Source organism: Duganella sp. CF402, assembly GCF_900109645.1.
Classification (GTDB): domain Bacteria; phylum Pseudomonadota; class Gammaproteobacteria; order Burkholderiales; family Burkholderiaceae_D; genus Rugamonas.
On record NZ_FOBG01000001.1, the window covers coordinates 3,482,826 to 3,495,659 of the forward strand.

The window sequence follows — 12,834 nt, forward strand, 5'->3', positions numbered from 1 at the left end:
GTCTGAGGCAGCGTGCGCAACGCCTGGCGCGACATCTGCATCCGCCGCACCTTCCGCGAAGGCTGGACACACGCCAGCGCATGGCGCGCCGCTGCTGGCGAGCGGCCCAAGCGCCCCGGCGTCAACCGCCGCCGGCGCTCGCGCCGCATCACCGATTAAGAACCGGCCACCACCATATTCTCGATCAGGATCGAGCCGGTCGACTTGGTGCCGCGCACCAGCACATCGTTACCGACCGCAACAATCTGCGCCAGCATATCCTTCATATTGCCGGCGATGGTGATCTCCTCCACCGGATACTGGATCACGCCATTCTCGACCCAGTAACCAGCCGCGCCACGCGAGTAATCGCCGGTGACGTAGTTGGTGCCCTGCCCCATCAGCTCAGTCACCAGCAAACCGGTGCCCATCTTGCGCAACATCCCCGCAAAATCATCACCAGCCGTGGTCAGCGAAGAAGTCAGCGACAAATTATGCGAACCGCCCGCATTGCCAGTCGTCTTCATGCCCAGCTTGCGTGCCGAGTAAGTCGACAGGAAATAGCCCTGCACCACGCCATCCTTGACCACATCGCGCTTGACCGTGCGCACGCCCTCTTCATCGAACGGCGCCGAGCCGACGCCGCCGATAATGTGTGGATCCTCATGAATCTGCACATGCTTAGGCAGCACCTGCTTGCCCAGCGAATCGAGCAGGAAGGTCGACTTGCGATACAGCGCCCCACCAGAAGTCGCCTGCACAAACGCGCCCAGCAGACCCGCCGCCAGCGGCGCCTCGAACAGCACCGGGCAGGTGCGCGTATCGATGCTGCGCGCATGCAAACGCGCCAGCGCGCGCTCGGCCGCATAACGGCCAATCGCTTCCGGCGACGACATCTTGCCCGCATCGCGCACCGACGAATACCAGTCGTCGCGCTGCATATGCTTGCCCTTGCCGGCGATCGGCGCCACCGACAGGGTGTGGCGCGAATACGGATAACCGCCGATAAAGCCACGCGAATTGGCCGCCACAAAGTGCGACTGCTGCACGTGCACGCCCGCGCCTTCCGAATTGGTGATGCGCGGATCGACCGCGAACGCGGCCGCCTCGGCGCGCTGCGCCAGCTTGACCGCCTCCTCGGTCGAAATCGACCACGGATAAAACAACTGCAAATCGCGCGGATTGCGCTCCAACTGGTCCTCATCGGCCAGACCGGCGCAATCGTCGTCGGCGGTGAAACGCGCGATGTTGTAGGCCGCCTCCACCGTCGCCTTCAGCGCGGCTGGCGAAAAATCGGACGTCGAGGCATTGCCGCGGCGCTGGCCGATGAACACCGTCACCCCCATGCCCTTGTCTTTATTCTGCTCGATGGTCTCGATCTGGCTCTTGCGCACCGACACCGACAGGCCGCTGCCCTCGCTGATTTCGACGGCACAATCGGTGCCGCCCTGGGCTTTCGCATAGCCCAGCACATCGCGTGCGAGCTGCTTTAACTGGTCCTGGGTGTGGGTGAAATGGGTATCGCTCATGGGCTGTTTTCTTCGGGTGGCCGCTAAAACAGTTATCATAGCAGTCGTTTACAGTTTAAGGGCGCAGCCTCGCGCCCGCAGGAAAGTTAATAATATGGTAAATCCTAATCGCAGCGGCGGCGGCGTCGGCTTCAGCTCGTCCGAATTCGAAGACGAATACGAACGTCCTTCCAAGTCCGAAATGAAGCGCCAGTCCGACGCGCTGCAGAAAATGGGCCAGGTGCTGGTCGAAGCCCCGCGCGACCGCGTCAAGCGCGTGCCGATGCCGGAAGACGTGCTGGACGCCATCCTCGAATGCCAGAACATCACCAACCACGAAGGCCGTCGCCGCCAGATGCAATTCATCGGCAAGAAAATGCGCACCCTGGATGAGGAAGAAGTGTCCATCATCCAGAAAGCCATCGACAGCTGGAAAGGCGCCTCCAAGGCGGAAACCGCCGCCATGCACGCGCTCGAGCGCCGCCGCGAAAAACTGCTGGCCGACGACAACGCCCTGACCGCCCTGCTGAGCGAAGCGCCGCACCTCGACGTCCAGCACCTGCGCACCCTGATCCGCAACGCGCGCAAGGAGCAGGCCGAGAACAAGCCGCCGAAAGCCTACCGCGAAATCTTCCAGATCCTGAAACAGCTGGAAGCCGACAAGCGCAAAGCGGCCAAAGGCGGCGACGACGCCGACGACGAAGCCGACGACATCGACGCCGATGACGAGTAATACCGCGCCCGCCGCCGCTGCCGCCGACGCGCCGCTGGTCGTCGGCCTGGTCTCGGTGTCCGACCGCGCCAGCGGCGGCGTCTATGCCGACCAGGGCATCCCGGCCCTGCAAGACTGGCTGGCGCGCGCCCTGACCACGCCGTTCCGCGTTGAAACCCGATTGATCGCCGACGAGCGCGCGCAGATCGAAGCCACGCTGGCCGAGCTGGCCGACGTCGCCCGCTGCCACCTGATCCTGACCACCGGCGGCACCGGCCCGGCGCGGCGCGACGTCACGCCCGAGGCCACGCTGGCGGTCGGCACCAAGGAAATGCCGGGCTTTGGCGAGCAAATGCGCCAGATCAGCCTGCACTTCGTGCCGACTGCCATCCTGTCGCGCCAGACCGCCGTGATCCGCGAAAGCGCCGACCACGCCGCCCTGATCCTCAACCTGCCGGGCCAGCCGAAAGCCATCGCCGAAACGCTGGGCGGCCTGAAGGACGCCGACGGCGCCACGCTGGTGGGCGGCATCTTTGCCGCCATCCCCTACTGCATCGACCTGATCGGCGGCCCCTACATGGAGACCGATCCGGCCGTGAGCAAAGCCTTCCGCCCGAAATCCGCCCTTCGCCAAGGAAAAGCATGACGAATAGTACAACTGCGCTGCTGCAAACCATCGAAAAAGAAACCGGCGCCAACCCGACCGTGGCCATCATCTGGATGCACGGCCTGGGCGCCGACGCCAACGACTTCGTGCCCATGCTGCACGAACTCGACCTGAGCGGCCTGCCGGCCATCCGCTTCATCTTCCCGAACGCCGAGACCATGCCGGTCACCATCAACGGCGGCTACGTGATGCGCGCCTGGTACGACATCGTCGCCACCGACCTCGGCCGGCAGGAAGACGAGAACGGCCTGCGCGCCTCGCAAGCCAGGGTGGAAGCGCTGATTGCCCGCGAAAACGCGCGCGGCATCCCGAATCAGCGCATCATCCTGGCCGGCTTCTCGCAAGGCTGCGCCATGACCCTGCAAACCGGCCTGCGCCAGACCCAGCCGCTGGCCGGCCTGCTGTGCCTGTCCGGCTACGTGCCAATCGCCGCCAAGGCCGCCGCCGAGCACACGCCCGAGAGCAAGCAAACGCCGATCTTCCTGGTGCACGGCCGCATGGACCCGGTGATCCCGATCGCCCGCGCCACCGCCTCGCGCGACCTGCTGCTCGACTGGGGCTACAAGGTCGAGTGGCACGACTACGCGATGCAGCACTCGCTGTGCCAGGAAGAAGTCGACCACATCAGCGCCTGGCTGAAGCAAGTCCTGTAACAATCCGGGGTCAGGTCCTCCAATCGCACACGGGCGCTACAGTGGCGGCGCGCTGGAGGGCGGCGCCGCCGTCTGCGCCGCGTTCATCACCATCGCCAGAAACGTGTAATAGCCGTTGATGCCCATCAGGTCGACCACGCCCTGCTCGCCGAACGCGGCCAGCGCCGCCGCGTAGGTCGCATCGTCCACCCGCTGCCGCTGGTGCAGCTGCACGCAGAACTCATACACCAGCGCCTCATCGGCCAGCAAGGCCGACGCCGCCGGCCGCTCACGCGCCGCGATGGCCGCAATCACCTCCTTCGCAATCCCGTAATCGCGCGCAATCGGCGCGTGGATCGCCCACTCCACCTGCTGGCTCCAGTGGCGCGCCGTCACCAGGATCGCCAGCTCCGTCAGGCGCGTGCCGATGGCGCTGCGGTAGCGCAGGTACTCGCCCATCTGCTGCGCCGCGCCCATCAGCTCCGGCGAACGGATCAAGGGCACGAACGGCCCATACAAGCCGCCGCGCGGGCCGTCGATCACCACCTGCGCCGCCACCTGCTGCGCCGCGCTCATCTCTGCAAACGGTATCGGTCCTAATCGATCCTTCATGCGATCTTCCATGCTGCCTCCCGCGAAAATATTCGCCCATGTTCCGGGATAAATCAAAAGCGCGCAAGCCGATCGCCGCTATCGTGGACAGTCTGCCCCCTCCAGAAAGGACGCACCATGAGCCACATCATCCACCGCAACCTGCATCGCCCGCCACCGGTCGCCGTGCGCGCCAGCGGCATCACCGTCACCGACAGCACCGGCCGCGCCTACCTCGACGCCAGCGGCGGCGCCGCCGTCTCCTCGCTCGGCCACGCCCATCCCGACGTGCTGGCCGCCATGCACGCCCAGATCGAGCGCAACGCCTACGCCCACACCGCCTTCTTCACCTGCGAGGCGGCCGAACAACTGGCGGCGCGGCTGGCGGCCGACGCGCCGGGCGACCTCGATCACGTCTACCTGGTCTCCGGCGGCTCGGAAGCGATGGAGACCGCGCTCAAGCTGGCGCGCCAGTACTGGCTGGAAGCGGGCCAGCCGCAGCGCAGCGTGTTCATCGCGCGCCGCCAGAGCTACCACGGCAACACCCTCGGCGCGCTGGCCGTGGGCGGCAACGAATGGCGGCGCGCGCCGTTCGCACCGCTGCTGATCGACGTGCCGCGCGTGGCGCCCTGCTACGAATACCGCGAGCGCGCCGACGGCCAGTCGACCGAAGACTACACCGCCGCCCTGCTGCGCGAACTGGAACAGGCCATCCTCGCCGCCGGCCCCGAAAACGTGATCGGCTTCGTGGCCGAAACCGTGGTCGGGGCGACCGCCGGCGCGGTGCCGCCCACGCCCGGCTACTTCCGCGGCGTGCGCAAACTGTGCGACCGGTACGGCCTGCTGTTGATCCTCGATGAAGTCATGTGCGGCATGGGCCGCTGCGGCACCCTGTACGCGTTCGAACAGGAAGGCGTGCTGCCCGACCTGGTGGTGCTGGGCAAAGGCCTGGGCGCCGGCTACCAGCCGATCGGCGCGGTGCTGGCGCGGGCCCACATCGTGCAGCGCCTGCGCGACGGCAGCGGCGCCTTCCAGCACGGCCACACCTACATGGGCCACCCGGTCGCTGCCGCCGCCGCGCTGGCGGTGCAGAACGTGATCCGGCGCGACAACCTGCTGGGCAGCGTCACCGTGCGTGGCGCAGCGCTAAGACGCATGCTGCGCGAAGCGTTCGGCGAACATCCGCACGTGGGCGACATACGCGGACGCGGGCTGTTGCTGGGATTGGAACTGGTGGCCGACCGCGACAGCAAAGCGCCGTTCGATCCGGCGCTGCGGCTGCACGCGCGCATCAAGGAAGAAGCGATGGCGCGCGGCCTGATGGTCTACCCGATGGGCGGCACCATCGACGGCCGGCGCGGCGACCACGTGCTGCTGGCGCCGCCCTTCATCGCCAGCGAGGCCGAGCTGGCAGAGATCACCAGCCGCCTCGCGGAGTCAGTTACATCAGCGCTTACTTCTGTGCTTTCCAGGCGATGACGTCCGCCTGCTGCTCGCCGACACCCGCAATCCCCAAGCGCAGCGTATCGCCCTTCTTCAGGAAACGCTGCGGCTTGCGGCCCATGCCCACGCCCGGCGGCGTGCCGGTGGCGATCACGTCGCCCGGCTCCAGCGTCATGAACTTCGACAGATAGCTGACAATCTGCGCCACCGTGAAAATCATGGTCGAGGTATTCCCGGTCTGCATACGCTTGCCGTTCAATTCCAGGTACAAATCCAGATCCTGCACATCGTAGATATCCTCCGGCGTCACCAGCCACGGGCCGACCGGGCCGAAAGTATCGCAGCCCTTGCCCTTGTCCCAGGTGCCGCCGCGCTCGAGCTGATACGCGCGCTCCGACACATCGTTGACCACCGTGTAGCCGGCGATGTACTTGTGCGCATCGGCCTCGCTCACATACTGCGCGCGCGTGCCGATGACGATGCCCAGCTCCACTTCCCAATCGGTCTTCTTCGAGCCTTGCGGCAGCATGATCGGATCGTCCGGGCCATTGAGCGCGCTGATCGCCTTCATGAACACGATCGGCTCCTTCGGCGCCGGCAGGCCCGCTTCGGCCGCGTGGTCGGCGTAATTGAGGCCGATGCAAATGAACTTGCCCACCTTCGCCACCGGCACACCGAAGCGCGGCGTGCCGCGCACCAGCGGCAGCGAGGCGTGCGCGATCTTCTCCAGCTTGCGCAGCGATTTCGGCGCCAGCGTGGCGGCGTCGATATCGTCGATCACGCCGGACAGCGCTCGCAGCTTGCCCTCATCGTCGATCAAGCCTGGTTTTTCTTTGCCGGGACGGCCATAACGTACAAGTCGCATACTTCACCTCAAATTAAAAGTTGGCGACATTCTACCCGTAGCGCTCCTGCCGCAGCCACTTGTTGGCGATGATCTTGGTGCCGCTGACCACCGGCGCGCCGCCGTGCAGCGTTTGCGGGTCCGGCTGGTGGTTGCTGTCGGTGTTGAGGAACCACAGCGCGCTGCCCTTCTTCGGGAACACCTCCAGCCCGAGATGCGGAAACACCGTGCCGCCGCCCTGCTCGACGTCGCACAGGTACAGCACGAAGGTGGCCAGCCGCTGGCCGCCGCGCGCCAGGTGCGCGCGGTGGCCGGCGCTGTCGGGATCGAGCCAGTCGTAGTGCGGGCGGTACTCCTGCGTCTTGCCGTACTTCTGCAGCTGGAACGGCTCGCTGCATTCGGGCGACCAGTGCGCCAGCGCCGCCAGCCGGCGGTCGATGCGCTCGGCCACCTCGGTCTCGCCGCGCTGGATGAACGCCATCTCGCTGGTGCGGCCCTCGTGCACCACACTGGCGCCGTCGGCTTCCGCCGTCACCGTGGAACGGGTGTAGCGCGCGCCGCAATGAGCGACGATGGCGTCGCACTCCTCGTCGCTGAGCACATTCCCCAGCAGGATCACCTGCGGCTTTTTCAGCACGAACAGCACCTCCACCTCGCGGTCGGGGGCGGCGATGCGGTTGCTGGAGACATCGATATAAGGCATTTCGCGCGGCGCCGAAAACGCGCTGGCCACGTCCGGCGCCGTTGCCGCTGCCGCCGCCGTCTGCGCACCGGCCGCGCCGCCGGCGCGCAGGCGCAGCGCCTCGTCGATCGCCGCGCGCGCCGCCGCCATGCTGTGCTGGCCGGAGCGCGCCATGCTGTTGGCCATGTCCAGCGGGCTGCAGCCGCGGTCCAGGTTTTCCGTGATCCAGCTGCGCCAGGTCAGCGGCAGCGAGGCAAAAGCATTGTCAGGTTGGGTCATCGCATCATCAGGAGCGGGTCGGATGGGAGACCCATTCTAACGGATTGCGCACACGCCGCCATACAAACCACAGCAATCCGGGCAGCTGCAGCAACACCAGCGCCGCAAACCCCGCCTGGTAGGCCGGCGCCGGATAATGGCCCAGCAAATCCGGCCGCCAGCAGCCCACCACCAGCCCGAAGCCCGCCTGCACCGCGAACGCGCCGAGGAAGATCAGCAAATTGAGGCAGGTGGCGGCACGCCCGGTCAGCGCGCCGGGCAGGCTTTGCGCGACGATGGTGTACTCGATGCCGGTCACCGTGCCGACCAGCGTGAACAGCACCGACAGCAACTGATAGCTGGGCCGCCAGTCGAACACAAAGCCCGTTTGCACCGCAATGAACAGCGCCACCCCGGCCGCCGCCACGCGGATCGGCTCCACGCCGCGCCGCCCGGCCCACTCGGTCACCATGCCGACCGCGATGGCGCCGAAGATCACCGCCGCCATGCCGAGATACAGCAGATAACCGGCCGCCTCCTCGCTGTAGCGTGCCACGTCGCCCAGCCAGCGCGAGATCCACAAGCCCTGGATGCCGAAGAACACCGTGTGCGGAATCAGCACCAGCGCGGCCGTCTCGCGGAAGGCACGATGGCGGTACACGGCGCGCATCGCCTCCAGCAACGGTGTCTTGCGCGCGCCGGGCGGCTGCGGCGGCGGCAGCGTGCGGATCAAAATGCCGGTCAGCGCGGCGGCGGCGGCCAGCCACAAAAACAACCCGCGCCAGTCCATGTAGTGCAGCGCCAGGCGCACCGGCAGCGTGGCCGACGCCGCGCCAAGGCCGCCGACCGCGATCAGATAGCCCTGCACCGACGGCAGCCGCGCCGGCGCGATCCAGGTGGAGATGGCCTTCACCGCCGACATGAAGCAGCCGCCGAGTCCCAGCCCGATCAGCGCACGCGCCACCAGCAATTGCGAGAACGTCTGGCCGCCGGCAAACGCCAGCGCGCCGACGCCGGCCAGCAGCAGCATCGGCAGTTGCACCCTGGCCGGTCCCCAGCGATCGAGCGCGATCCCGACCGGTAGCTGCGCCAGCGCAAAGGCCAGGAAGAAAGCGCTGGTCAGCAGCCCAAGCTGGCCGGGCGTGAGCGCCAGCGCCGCCACCAGCTGCGGCGCCAGCGTCGCATTCACCGTGCGCATCAGGCTCGATAAGAAGTGCCCGAGCGCGAACGGCAAAAACACCAGCACAAACACCGCGCGGCCGGAGAGCGGTTCGGCAGTCTGATCGCGCATGGTCCCCGCCTATGCCGCGCTATGCAGTGGAATCACCTTGCGCGATCCCGGCGCCTCGTGTGACACTGCGCCGAATTCGCTGCGCGCCCCGCCCTCCTCCTCGAAGAAAAACTTCTCCTTGCCGAACGCCGGTTTCAGCTCGTCCATCCACGTCGCATGCGGATCGAACTTCGCATAAAACGGCTTGCGCACCCAGTCCGCATTGCGCGCCTGCAGGAACTGCAAGGCAAACACCTTCTCGCCGCCGATCTGCGCGATGCCGTCGATCACCACCTTGCCGGGGAAAGCGCTCATCGACGGCCCGCGCACCGTGCGCGACAAGCCGGACACCATCTGGTACGCCGCCTGGAAAATCTCATGCGCGCGCGCCAGCGGCAACTGGAAATACTCGCGCGGCCCGGTATCGCGTTCGACGAACATGTAGTACGGGATCGCGCCGAGCCGCACGCCGGTCTGCCACAGCTCCGCCCACGACGCCGGATCCTCGTTGATATGCCGGATCAACGGCCCCTGCATGCGCAAGGTCGCGCCGGTGCCGACGATGCGCTTGACCGCCTGCTGCGCAATCGCCGGCCGCAGTTCCACTGCATGGTTGTAATGCCCCATGATCGCCATATTCTTGCCGCTGGCGACCACCCGCTCGAACAGCCGCAGAAGATCATCGGCATCGCGGTCCGTCACGAAACGCTGCGGCCAATACGCCACCGACTTGGTGCCGATGCGGATATTCTGGATATGCGCCAGGTCCGGCGCCAGCAACGGCTCAATGTAGGCTTCCAGCGAGCGCGTATTCATGATCAGCGGATCGCCGCCGGTGATCAGCACATCGGTCACCTCCGGATGCATGCGCAGGTAAGCCGCCAGCTCGTGCGACTCCTTGGCGTCGAACTTCATATCCTCCATGCCGACGAACTGCGGCCAGCGGAAGCAGAAGGTGCAGTAGGCGTGGCAGGTCTGCCCCGCACTCGGGAAGAACAGCACCGTCTCCTTGTACTTGTGCTGCAAGCCGCGCAAAGGCGCGTCGTTCACGCGCGGCACATTGTGCGTCATCTGCCCCGCCGGATGGGGATTCATGCGCATGCGGATGCGCCGCACCAGCTCCACCAGCGCCGGCTGGTCGGCCTTGCCCAGCACCAGTTCCTTCAGCCGCGCGTAGTCGTCCGGCGCCAGCATGTCGCGGTGCGGGAAGGTCAAACGGTAAATCGGATCGTCCGGGATGTTGTTCCAGTCGATCAAATGATCGAGCACATACTCGTTGGTGCGGAACGGCAGCACGTGCGACACCACCTGCACCGCCTCCTGCAAATCCGGCGGGATCCACTCCCATTGGCGCGAGTGCGAAATGGTCTGTCGTATGAACGGTTTGAATTTTGGCGTATCCATTGCGAGGTTTCCTTGGGTGGGTCAGAAAACTCCATGCTAGGCCGCGCGGCGGCGGCCGGATTGCCGCGCATCAACTGACGGACGGAAATGTTCCTGAGCTTGCGCCAGCGCAATTCGCGCCCGCGCCAGCCACGTACAGTTCATAGCGCCTACTCATCACACAGGAGCCCCCCATGAAAACCCTGCTCACCGCCATTTTGCTGGCCGCCGCTGCCTCGGCCTACGCCAGCGACCCGACCGAGAAAGACGCCATCGCGATGGCCGAAAAAGGCGCCGCCTTCATCAAGGCCAACGGCCAGGACGCCTTCCTCAAGAAAATCACCAGCAAGGACCCCGACTACCTGCAAGGCTCCTTGTACGTCGACGTGCGCGACATCAAGACCGGCATCGTGCTGGCGCATCCGGTCAACCCGTCCATCGTCGGCAAGGACCTGACCGACATCCCCGACGCCAACGGCAAGAAGTACCGGCGCGAGATCATCGAGCTGGCCGCCAAAAAAGGCCACGGCTGGGTCGACTACCAGTACAAGAATCCCACCACTGGCAAGATCGAACCCAAGACCACCTACATCCTGCGCGTCGGCGACGTGGTGCTGGAAGCCGGCATCTACAAAAAATAGCGAGAGGCGCATCATGCTGAACCAACTGCGTATCGGTCCCAAACTGCTGCTGGCGCCCCTGCTGGTGCTGGTGCTGCTGATTGCCACCGCCGGCGCGGCCTACGTCGGCATGGTGCGCCAGAACGCCTCGCTGGAAAACCTGGTGCAGGTGCGCGCGGCGCGACTGAAAACCGCCGCCGACGTCAGCGGCGAAGCGCGCTACGCCCACGCCCACATCTACCAGCTGCTGGCGTGGGTCAACGGCAGCTTCGCCCAGTCCCGCCTCGACGCGCTGTCGCGCGAGATCAAATCACGCCACGCCGCCATCGACGACCAGCTGCGCGCGCTCGACGCGCTGGCCGACGCCGGCGAGCGCCAGATCGTCGCCCAGTCGCTGCAGGCACTGGCCGCCTACCGCAAGGCCGTGCTGCAGACGATGGACATGGCGCAGATGGACCAGAGCATCGCCACCAATTCGATGGCCATCGCGGAAAAGCAGTTCCTGCTGCTGAACGAACAACTGGCGCAGCTGTCGGCGCTGGAGAAAAAACTCAGCGAGCAGGCGCACGCGCAAGCCAAGGCCGACTTCCACACGCTCAACACCACGATGGCCGTCATGGTGCTGCTGTCGATCGCGCTGTCGCTGGGCGTGACGATGGCGGTGCGCGGCGCCATGCTGCGCGACATCCGCGCCATCGCCGAGGTGGTGATGGCGCTGGCGGCGGGCCGCCTGGCCGCCGGCCGTCGCAACCACGGCCGCGACGAAATCGCCGACACCGCGCGCATGCTGGACCAGACGATGGCCAACCTGACGCAGACGCTGACCACCATCCTCGGCGCCGTGCATTCGATCGACACCGCCGCGCGCGAAATCGCCACCGGCAATCTCGATCTGTCCACCCGCACCGAGATGCAAGCCAGTTCGCTCGAACAAACCGCCAGCGCCATGAACACCCTGACGCAGGCGGTGCAAGCCAACGCCGCCAACGCGCGCGAGGCCTGCCAGCTGGCGGCCGGCGCCAGCGACCTGGCGCAGCACGGCGGCGCGGCGATGGAGGACGCGGTGCAGACGATGGCCTCGATCCGCGCCAGCTCGCGCCAGATCGTCGACATCATCGCCGTCATCGACGGCATCTCGTTCCAGACCAATATCCTGGCCTTGAACGCCGCCGTCGAAGCGGCGCGCGCCGGCGAGCAGGGACGCGGCTTCGCGGTGGTGGCCAGCGAGGTGCGCACGCTGGCACAGCGCTCGGCCGCCGCCGCCAAAGAAATCAAAACCCTGATCGCCGCCTCGGTCGCCACCATCGACAGCGGCAGCGCCACCGTGCAGCAGGCCGGCGAACGCATGGGCGGCATCGTGGCCGCCGTGCGGCAGGTGAACGACATCATCGCCCGCATCAGCGCCGCCAGCGCCGAGCAGGCGCAGGGCATCGCCGAAGTCAATCAAGCGGTGGGTCAGATGGACGATGTGACGCAGCAGAATGCCGCGCTGGTCGAGCAGGCCGCCGCTGCCGCCGCCAGCCTGCAGGAGCAGTCCGGCCAGCTGTCGCAGGCGGTGTCGGTGTTCAAGCTGGAGCCATCATCGCCGGTGGGGCTTGCTCAGAAAACGCGAGCCGGCTTCCACGAATCGCCACGGCAGTTCCACCGCCTTCGAGATGCCGATGCGCGTGCCGGCTAGCACCTGCATCTGCACCTGCGCCTCATGCTCATGCGCGCGCGGCAGCAGCAGGAACGGCGGCGCATCGAGCGGCAGGTTGTTATGCGCGCGCGTCACGCCCAGCGCCTGCGCCAGCCGTCCCGGCCCGGAACACAGCAAGCGCACCTCGTCGAGGCCGCGCCGTTCGCGCATGCGCGCCAGCCCGGCGGGATCGGCCAGCGGCTCCAGCGCCCGGATCAGCACCCCGGCGCCATGCCCCTGTTCCCGGCAGACGAAATTCAGGCACCAGTGCAAGCCATGCGAGCGGTACACATAGCTGCGCCCCGGCGGCCCGAACATCGAGAAATTGCGCTCGGTCTGGCCGATGTAGCAATGCGAGGCCGGCTCGCTGGCGTCGTAGGCCTCGGTCTCGACTATGCGGCCGCCGACGCCGTCCACCAGCAGCGTCACGCCGATCAGTTGGCGCGCCACCTCGGGCGAGGGCGCGCTGAAATCAATACCTGCCAGATCCATCATCATGTCAGTATTCTAATCGCTCAAATCGTGACAAAACCATATCGATTCACGGCAATAACCGCGAAAATATGG

At 66.4% G+C, this 12,834-nt stretch carries 14 protein-coding genes; 7 read left to right on the top strand and 7 right to left on the bottom strand.

What is annotated here, in order from left to right:
- The first annotated feature begins 12 nt into the window (after positions 1-12).
- A complete protein-coding gene (locus tag BMZ70_RS28370) occupies positions 13-159 on the top strand; it encodes a hypothetical protein (protein ID WP_165403467.1) in 147 nt (48 codons plus the stop codon).
- Here BMZ70_RS28370 and pmbA read toward each other — a convergent pair.
- Complete coding sequence (pmbA, locus tag BMZ70_RS15650; protein ID WP_092276082.1) at positions 156-1,508, bottom strand: metalloprotease PmbA; 1,353 nt, start codon at positions 1,506-1,508, stop codon at positions 156-158. The two genes, BMZ70_RS28370 and pmbA, sit on opposite strands and share 4 nt — an antisense overlap.
- A gap of 94 nt (positions 1,509-1,602) precedes the next feature.
- On the opposite strand from pmbA, the gene yjgA reads away from it, so the two are divergent.
- Genes yjgA through BMZ70_RS15665 form a run of 3 tightly spaced genes read left to right on the top strand, consistent with a single transcriptional unit; the run spans position 1,603 to position 3,519 of the window.
- Positions 1,603-2,220: a ribosome biogenesis factor YjgA gene (gene yjgA / locus BMZ70_RS15655; RefSeq protein WP_092276085.1), complete on the top strand. Its 618-nt coding sequence runs from the start codon at positions 1,603-1,605 to the stop codon at positions 2,218-2,220.
- Entirely contained in the window at positions 2,210-2,845 is a 636-nt protein-coding gene (gene mog / locus BMZ70_RS15660; RefSeq protein ID WP_092276088.1) for a molybdopterin adenylyltransferase, read from the top strand. The genes yjgA and mog overlap by 11 nt, the downstream gene beginning before the upstream one ends.
- Positions 2,842-3,519, top strand: coding sequence for an alpha/beta hydrolase (locus BMZ70_RS15665; protein WP_092276091.1), 678 nt, complete (start codon positions 2,842-2,844; stop codon positions 3,517-3,519). The genes mog and BMZ70_RS15665 overlap by 4 nt, the downstream gene beginning before the upstream one ends.
- Positions 3,520-3,555: 36 nt before the next feature.
- On the opposite strand, the gene BMZ70_RS15670 is transcribed toward BMZ70_RS15665, so the two are convergent.
- Entirely contained in the window at positions 3,556-4,110 is a 555-nt protein-coding gene (locus BMZ70_RS15670; protein ID WP_092277890.1) for a carboxymuconolactone decarboxylase family protein, read from the bottom strand.
- A gap of 117 nt (positions 4,111-4,227) precedes the next feature.
- Between BMZ70_RS15670 and BMZ70_RS15675 the strand changes: the two genes are divergently transcribed.
- Positions 4,228-5,568, top strand: coding sequence for an aspartate aminotransferase family protein (locus tag BMZ70_RS15675; protein WP_092276094.1), 1,341 nt, complete (start codon positions 4,228-4,230; stop codon positions 5,566-5,568).
- Here BMZ70_RS15675 and BMZ70_RS15680 read toward each other — a convergent pair.
- From BMZ70_RS15680 to BMZ70_RS15695, 4 genes are read right to left on the bottom strand one after another with little or no spacing between them, the layout of a single operon-like run.
- A complete protein-coding gene (locus BMZ70_RS15680) occupies positions 5,543-6,397 on the bottom strand; it encodes a fumarylacetoacetate hydrolase family protein (RefSeq protein ID WP_092276097.1) in 855 nt (284 codons plus the stop codon). The two genes, BMZ70_RS15675 and BMZ70_RS15680, sit on opposite strands and share 26 nt — an antisense overlap.
- 31 nt (positions 6,398-6,428) lie before the next feature.
- Complete coding sequence (locus BMZ70_RS15685; protein ID WP_092276100.1) at positions 6,429-7,337, bottom strand: 2OG-Fe(II) oxygenase; 909 nt, start codon at positions 7,335-7,337, stop codon at positions 6,429-6,431.
- 7 nt (positions 7,338-7,344) lie between these two features.
- Positions 7,345-8,607, bottom strand: coding sequence for an MFS transporter (locus BMZ70_RS15690; protein ID WP_092276103.1), 1,263 nt, complete (start codon positions 8,605-8,607; stop codon positions 7,345-7,347).
- Between the two features lie 9 nt (positions 8,608-8,616).
- The gene (locus BMZ70_RS15695) at positions 8,617-9,990 is read right to left on the bottom strand and encodes a KamA family radical SAM protein (RefSeq protein ID WP_229205420.1); all 1,374 of its coding nucleotides are present in this window, start codon (positions 9,988-9,990) and stop codon (positions 8,617-8,619) included.
- Positions 9,991-10,163: 173 nt separating this feature from the next.
- Between BMZ70_RS15695 and BMZ70_RS15700 the strand changes: the two genes are divergently transcribed.
- Both BMZ70_RS15700 and BMZ70_RS15705 read left to right on the top strand, forming a co-directional pair.
- The gene (locus tag BMZ70_RS15700; RefSeq protein ID WP_092276106.1) at positions 10,164-10,610 is read left to right on the top strand and encodes a cache domain-containing protein; all 447 of its coding nucleotides are present in this window, start codon (positions 10,164-10,166) and stop codon (positions 10,608-10,610) included.
- A gap of 13 nt (positions 10,611-10,623) precedes the next feature.
- Positions 10,624-12,267, top strand: a complete 1,644-nt coding sequence (locus BMZ70_RS15705) for a methyl-accepting chemotaxis protein (RefSeq protein WP_092276109.1) — start codon at positions 10,624-10,626, stop codon at positions 12,265-12,267.
- On the opposite strand, the gene BMZ70_RS15710 is transcribed toward BMZ70_RS15705, so the two are convergent.
- The gene (locus BMZ70_RS15710; RefSeq protein ID WP_092276112.1) at positions 12,169-12,765 is read right to left on the bottom strand and encodes a DNA-3-methyladenine glycosylase; all 597 of its coding nucleotides are present in this window, start codon (positions 12,763-12,765) and stop codon (positions 12,169-12,171) included. The genes BMZ70_RS15705 and BMZ70_RS15710 overlap by 99 nt on opposite strands.
- Between the last annotated feature and the right edge of the window lie 69 nt (positions 12,766-12,834).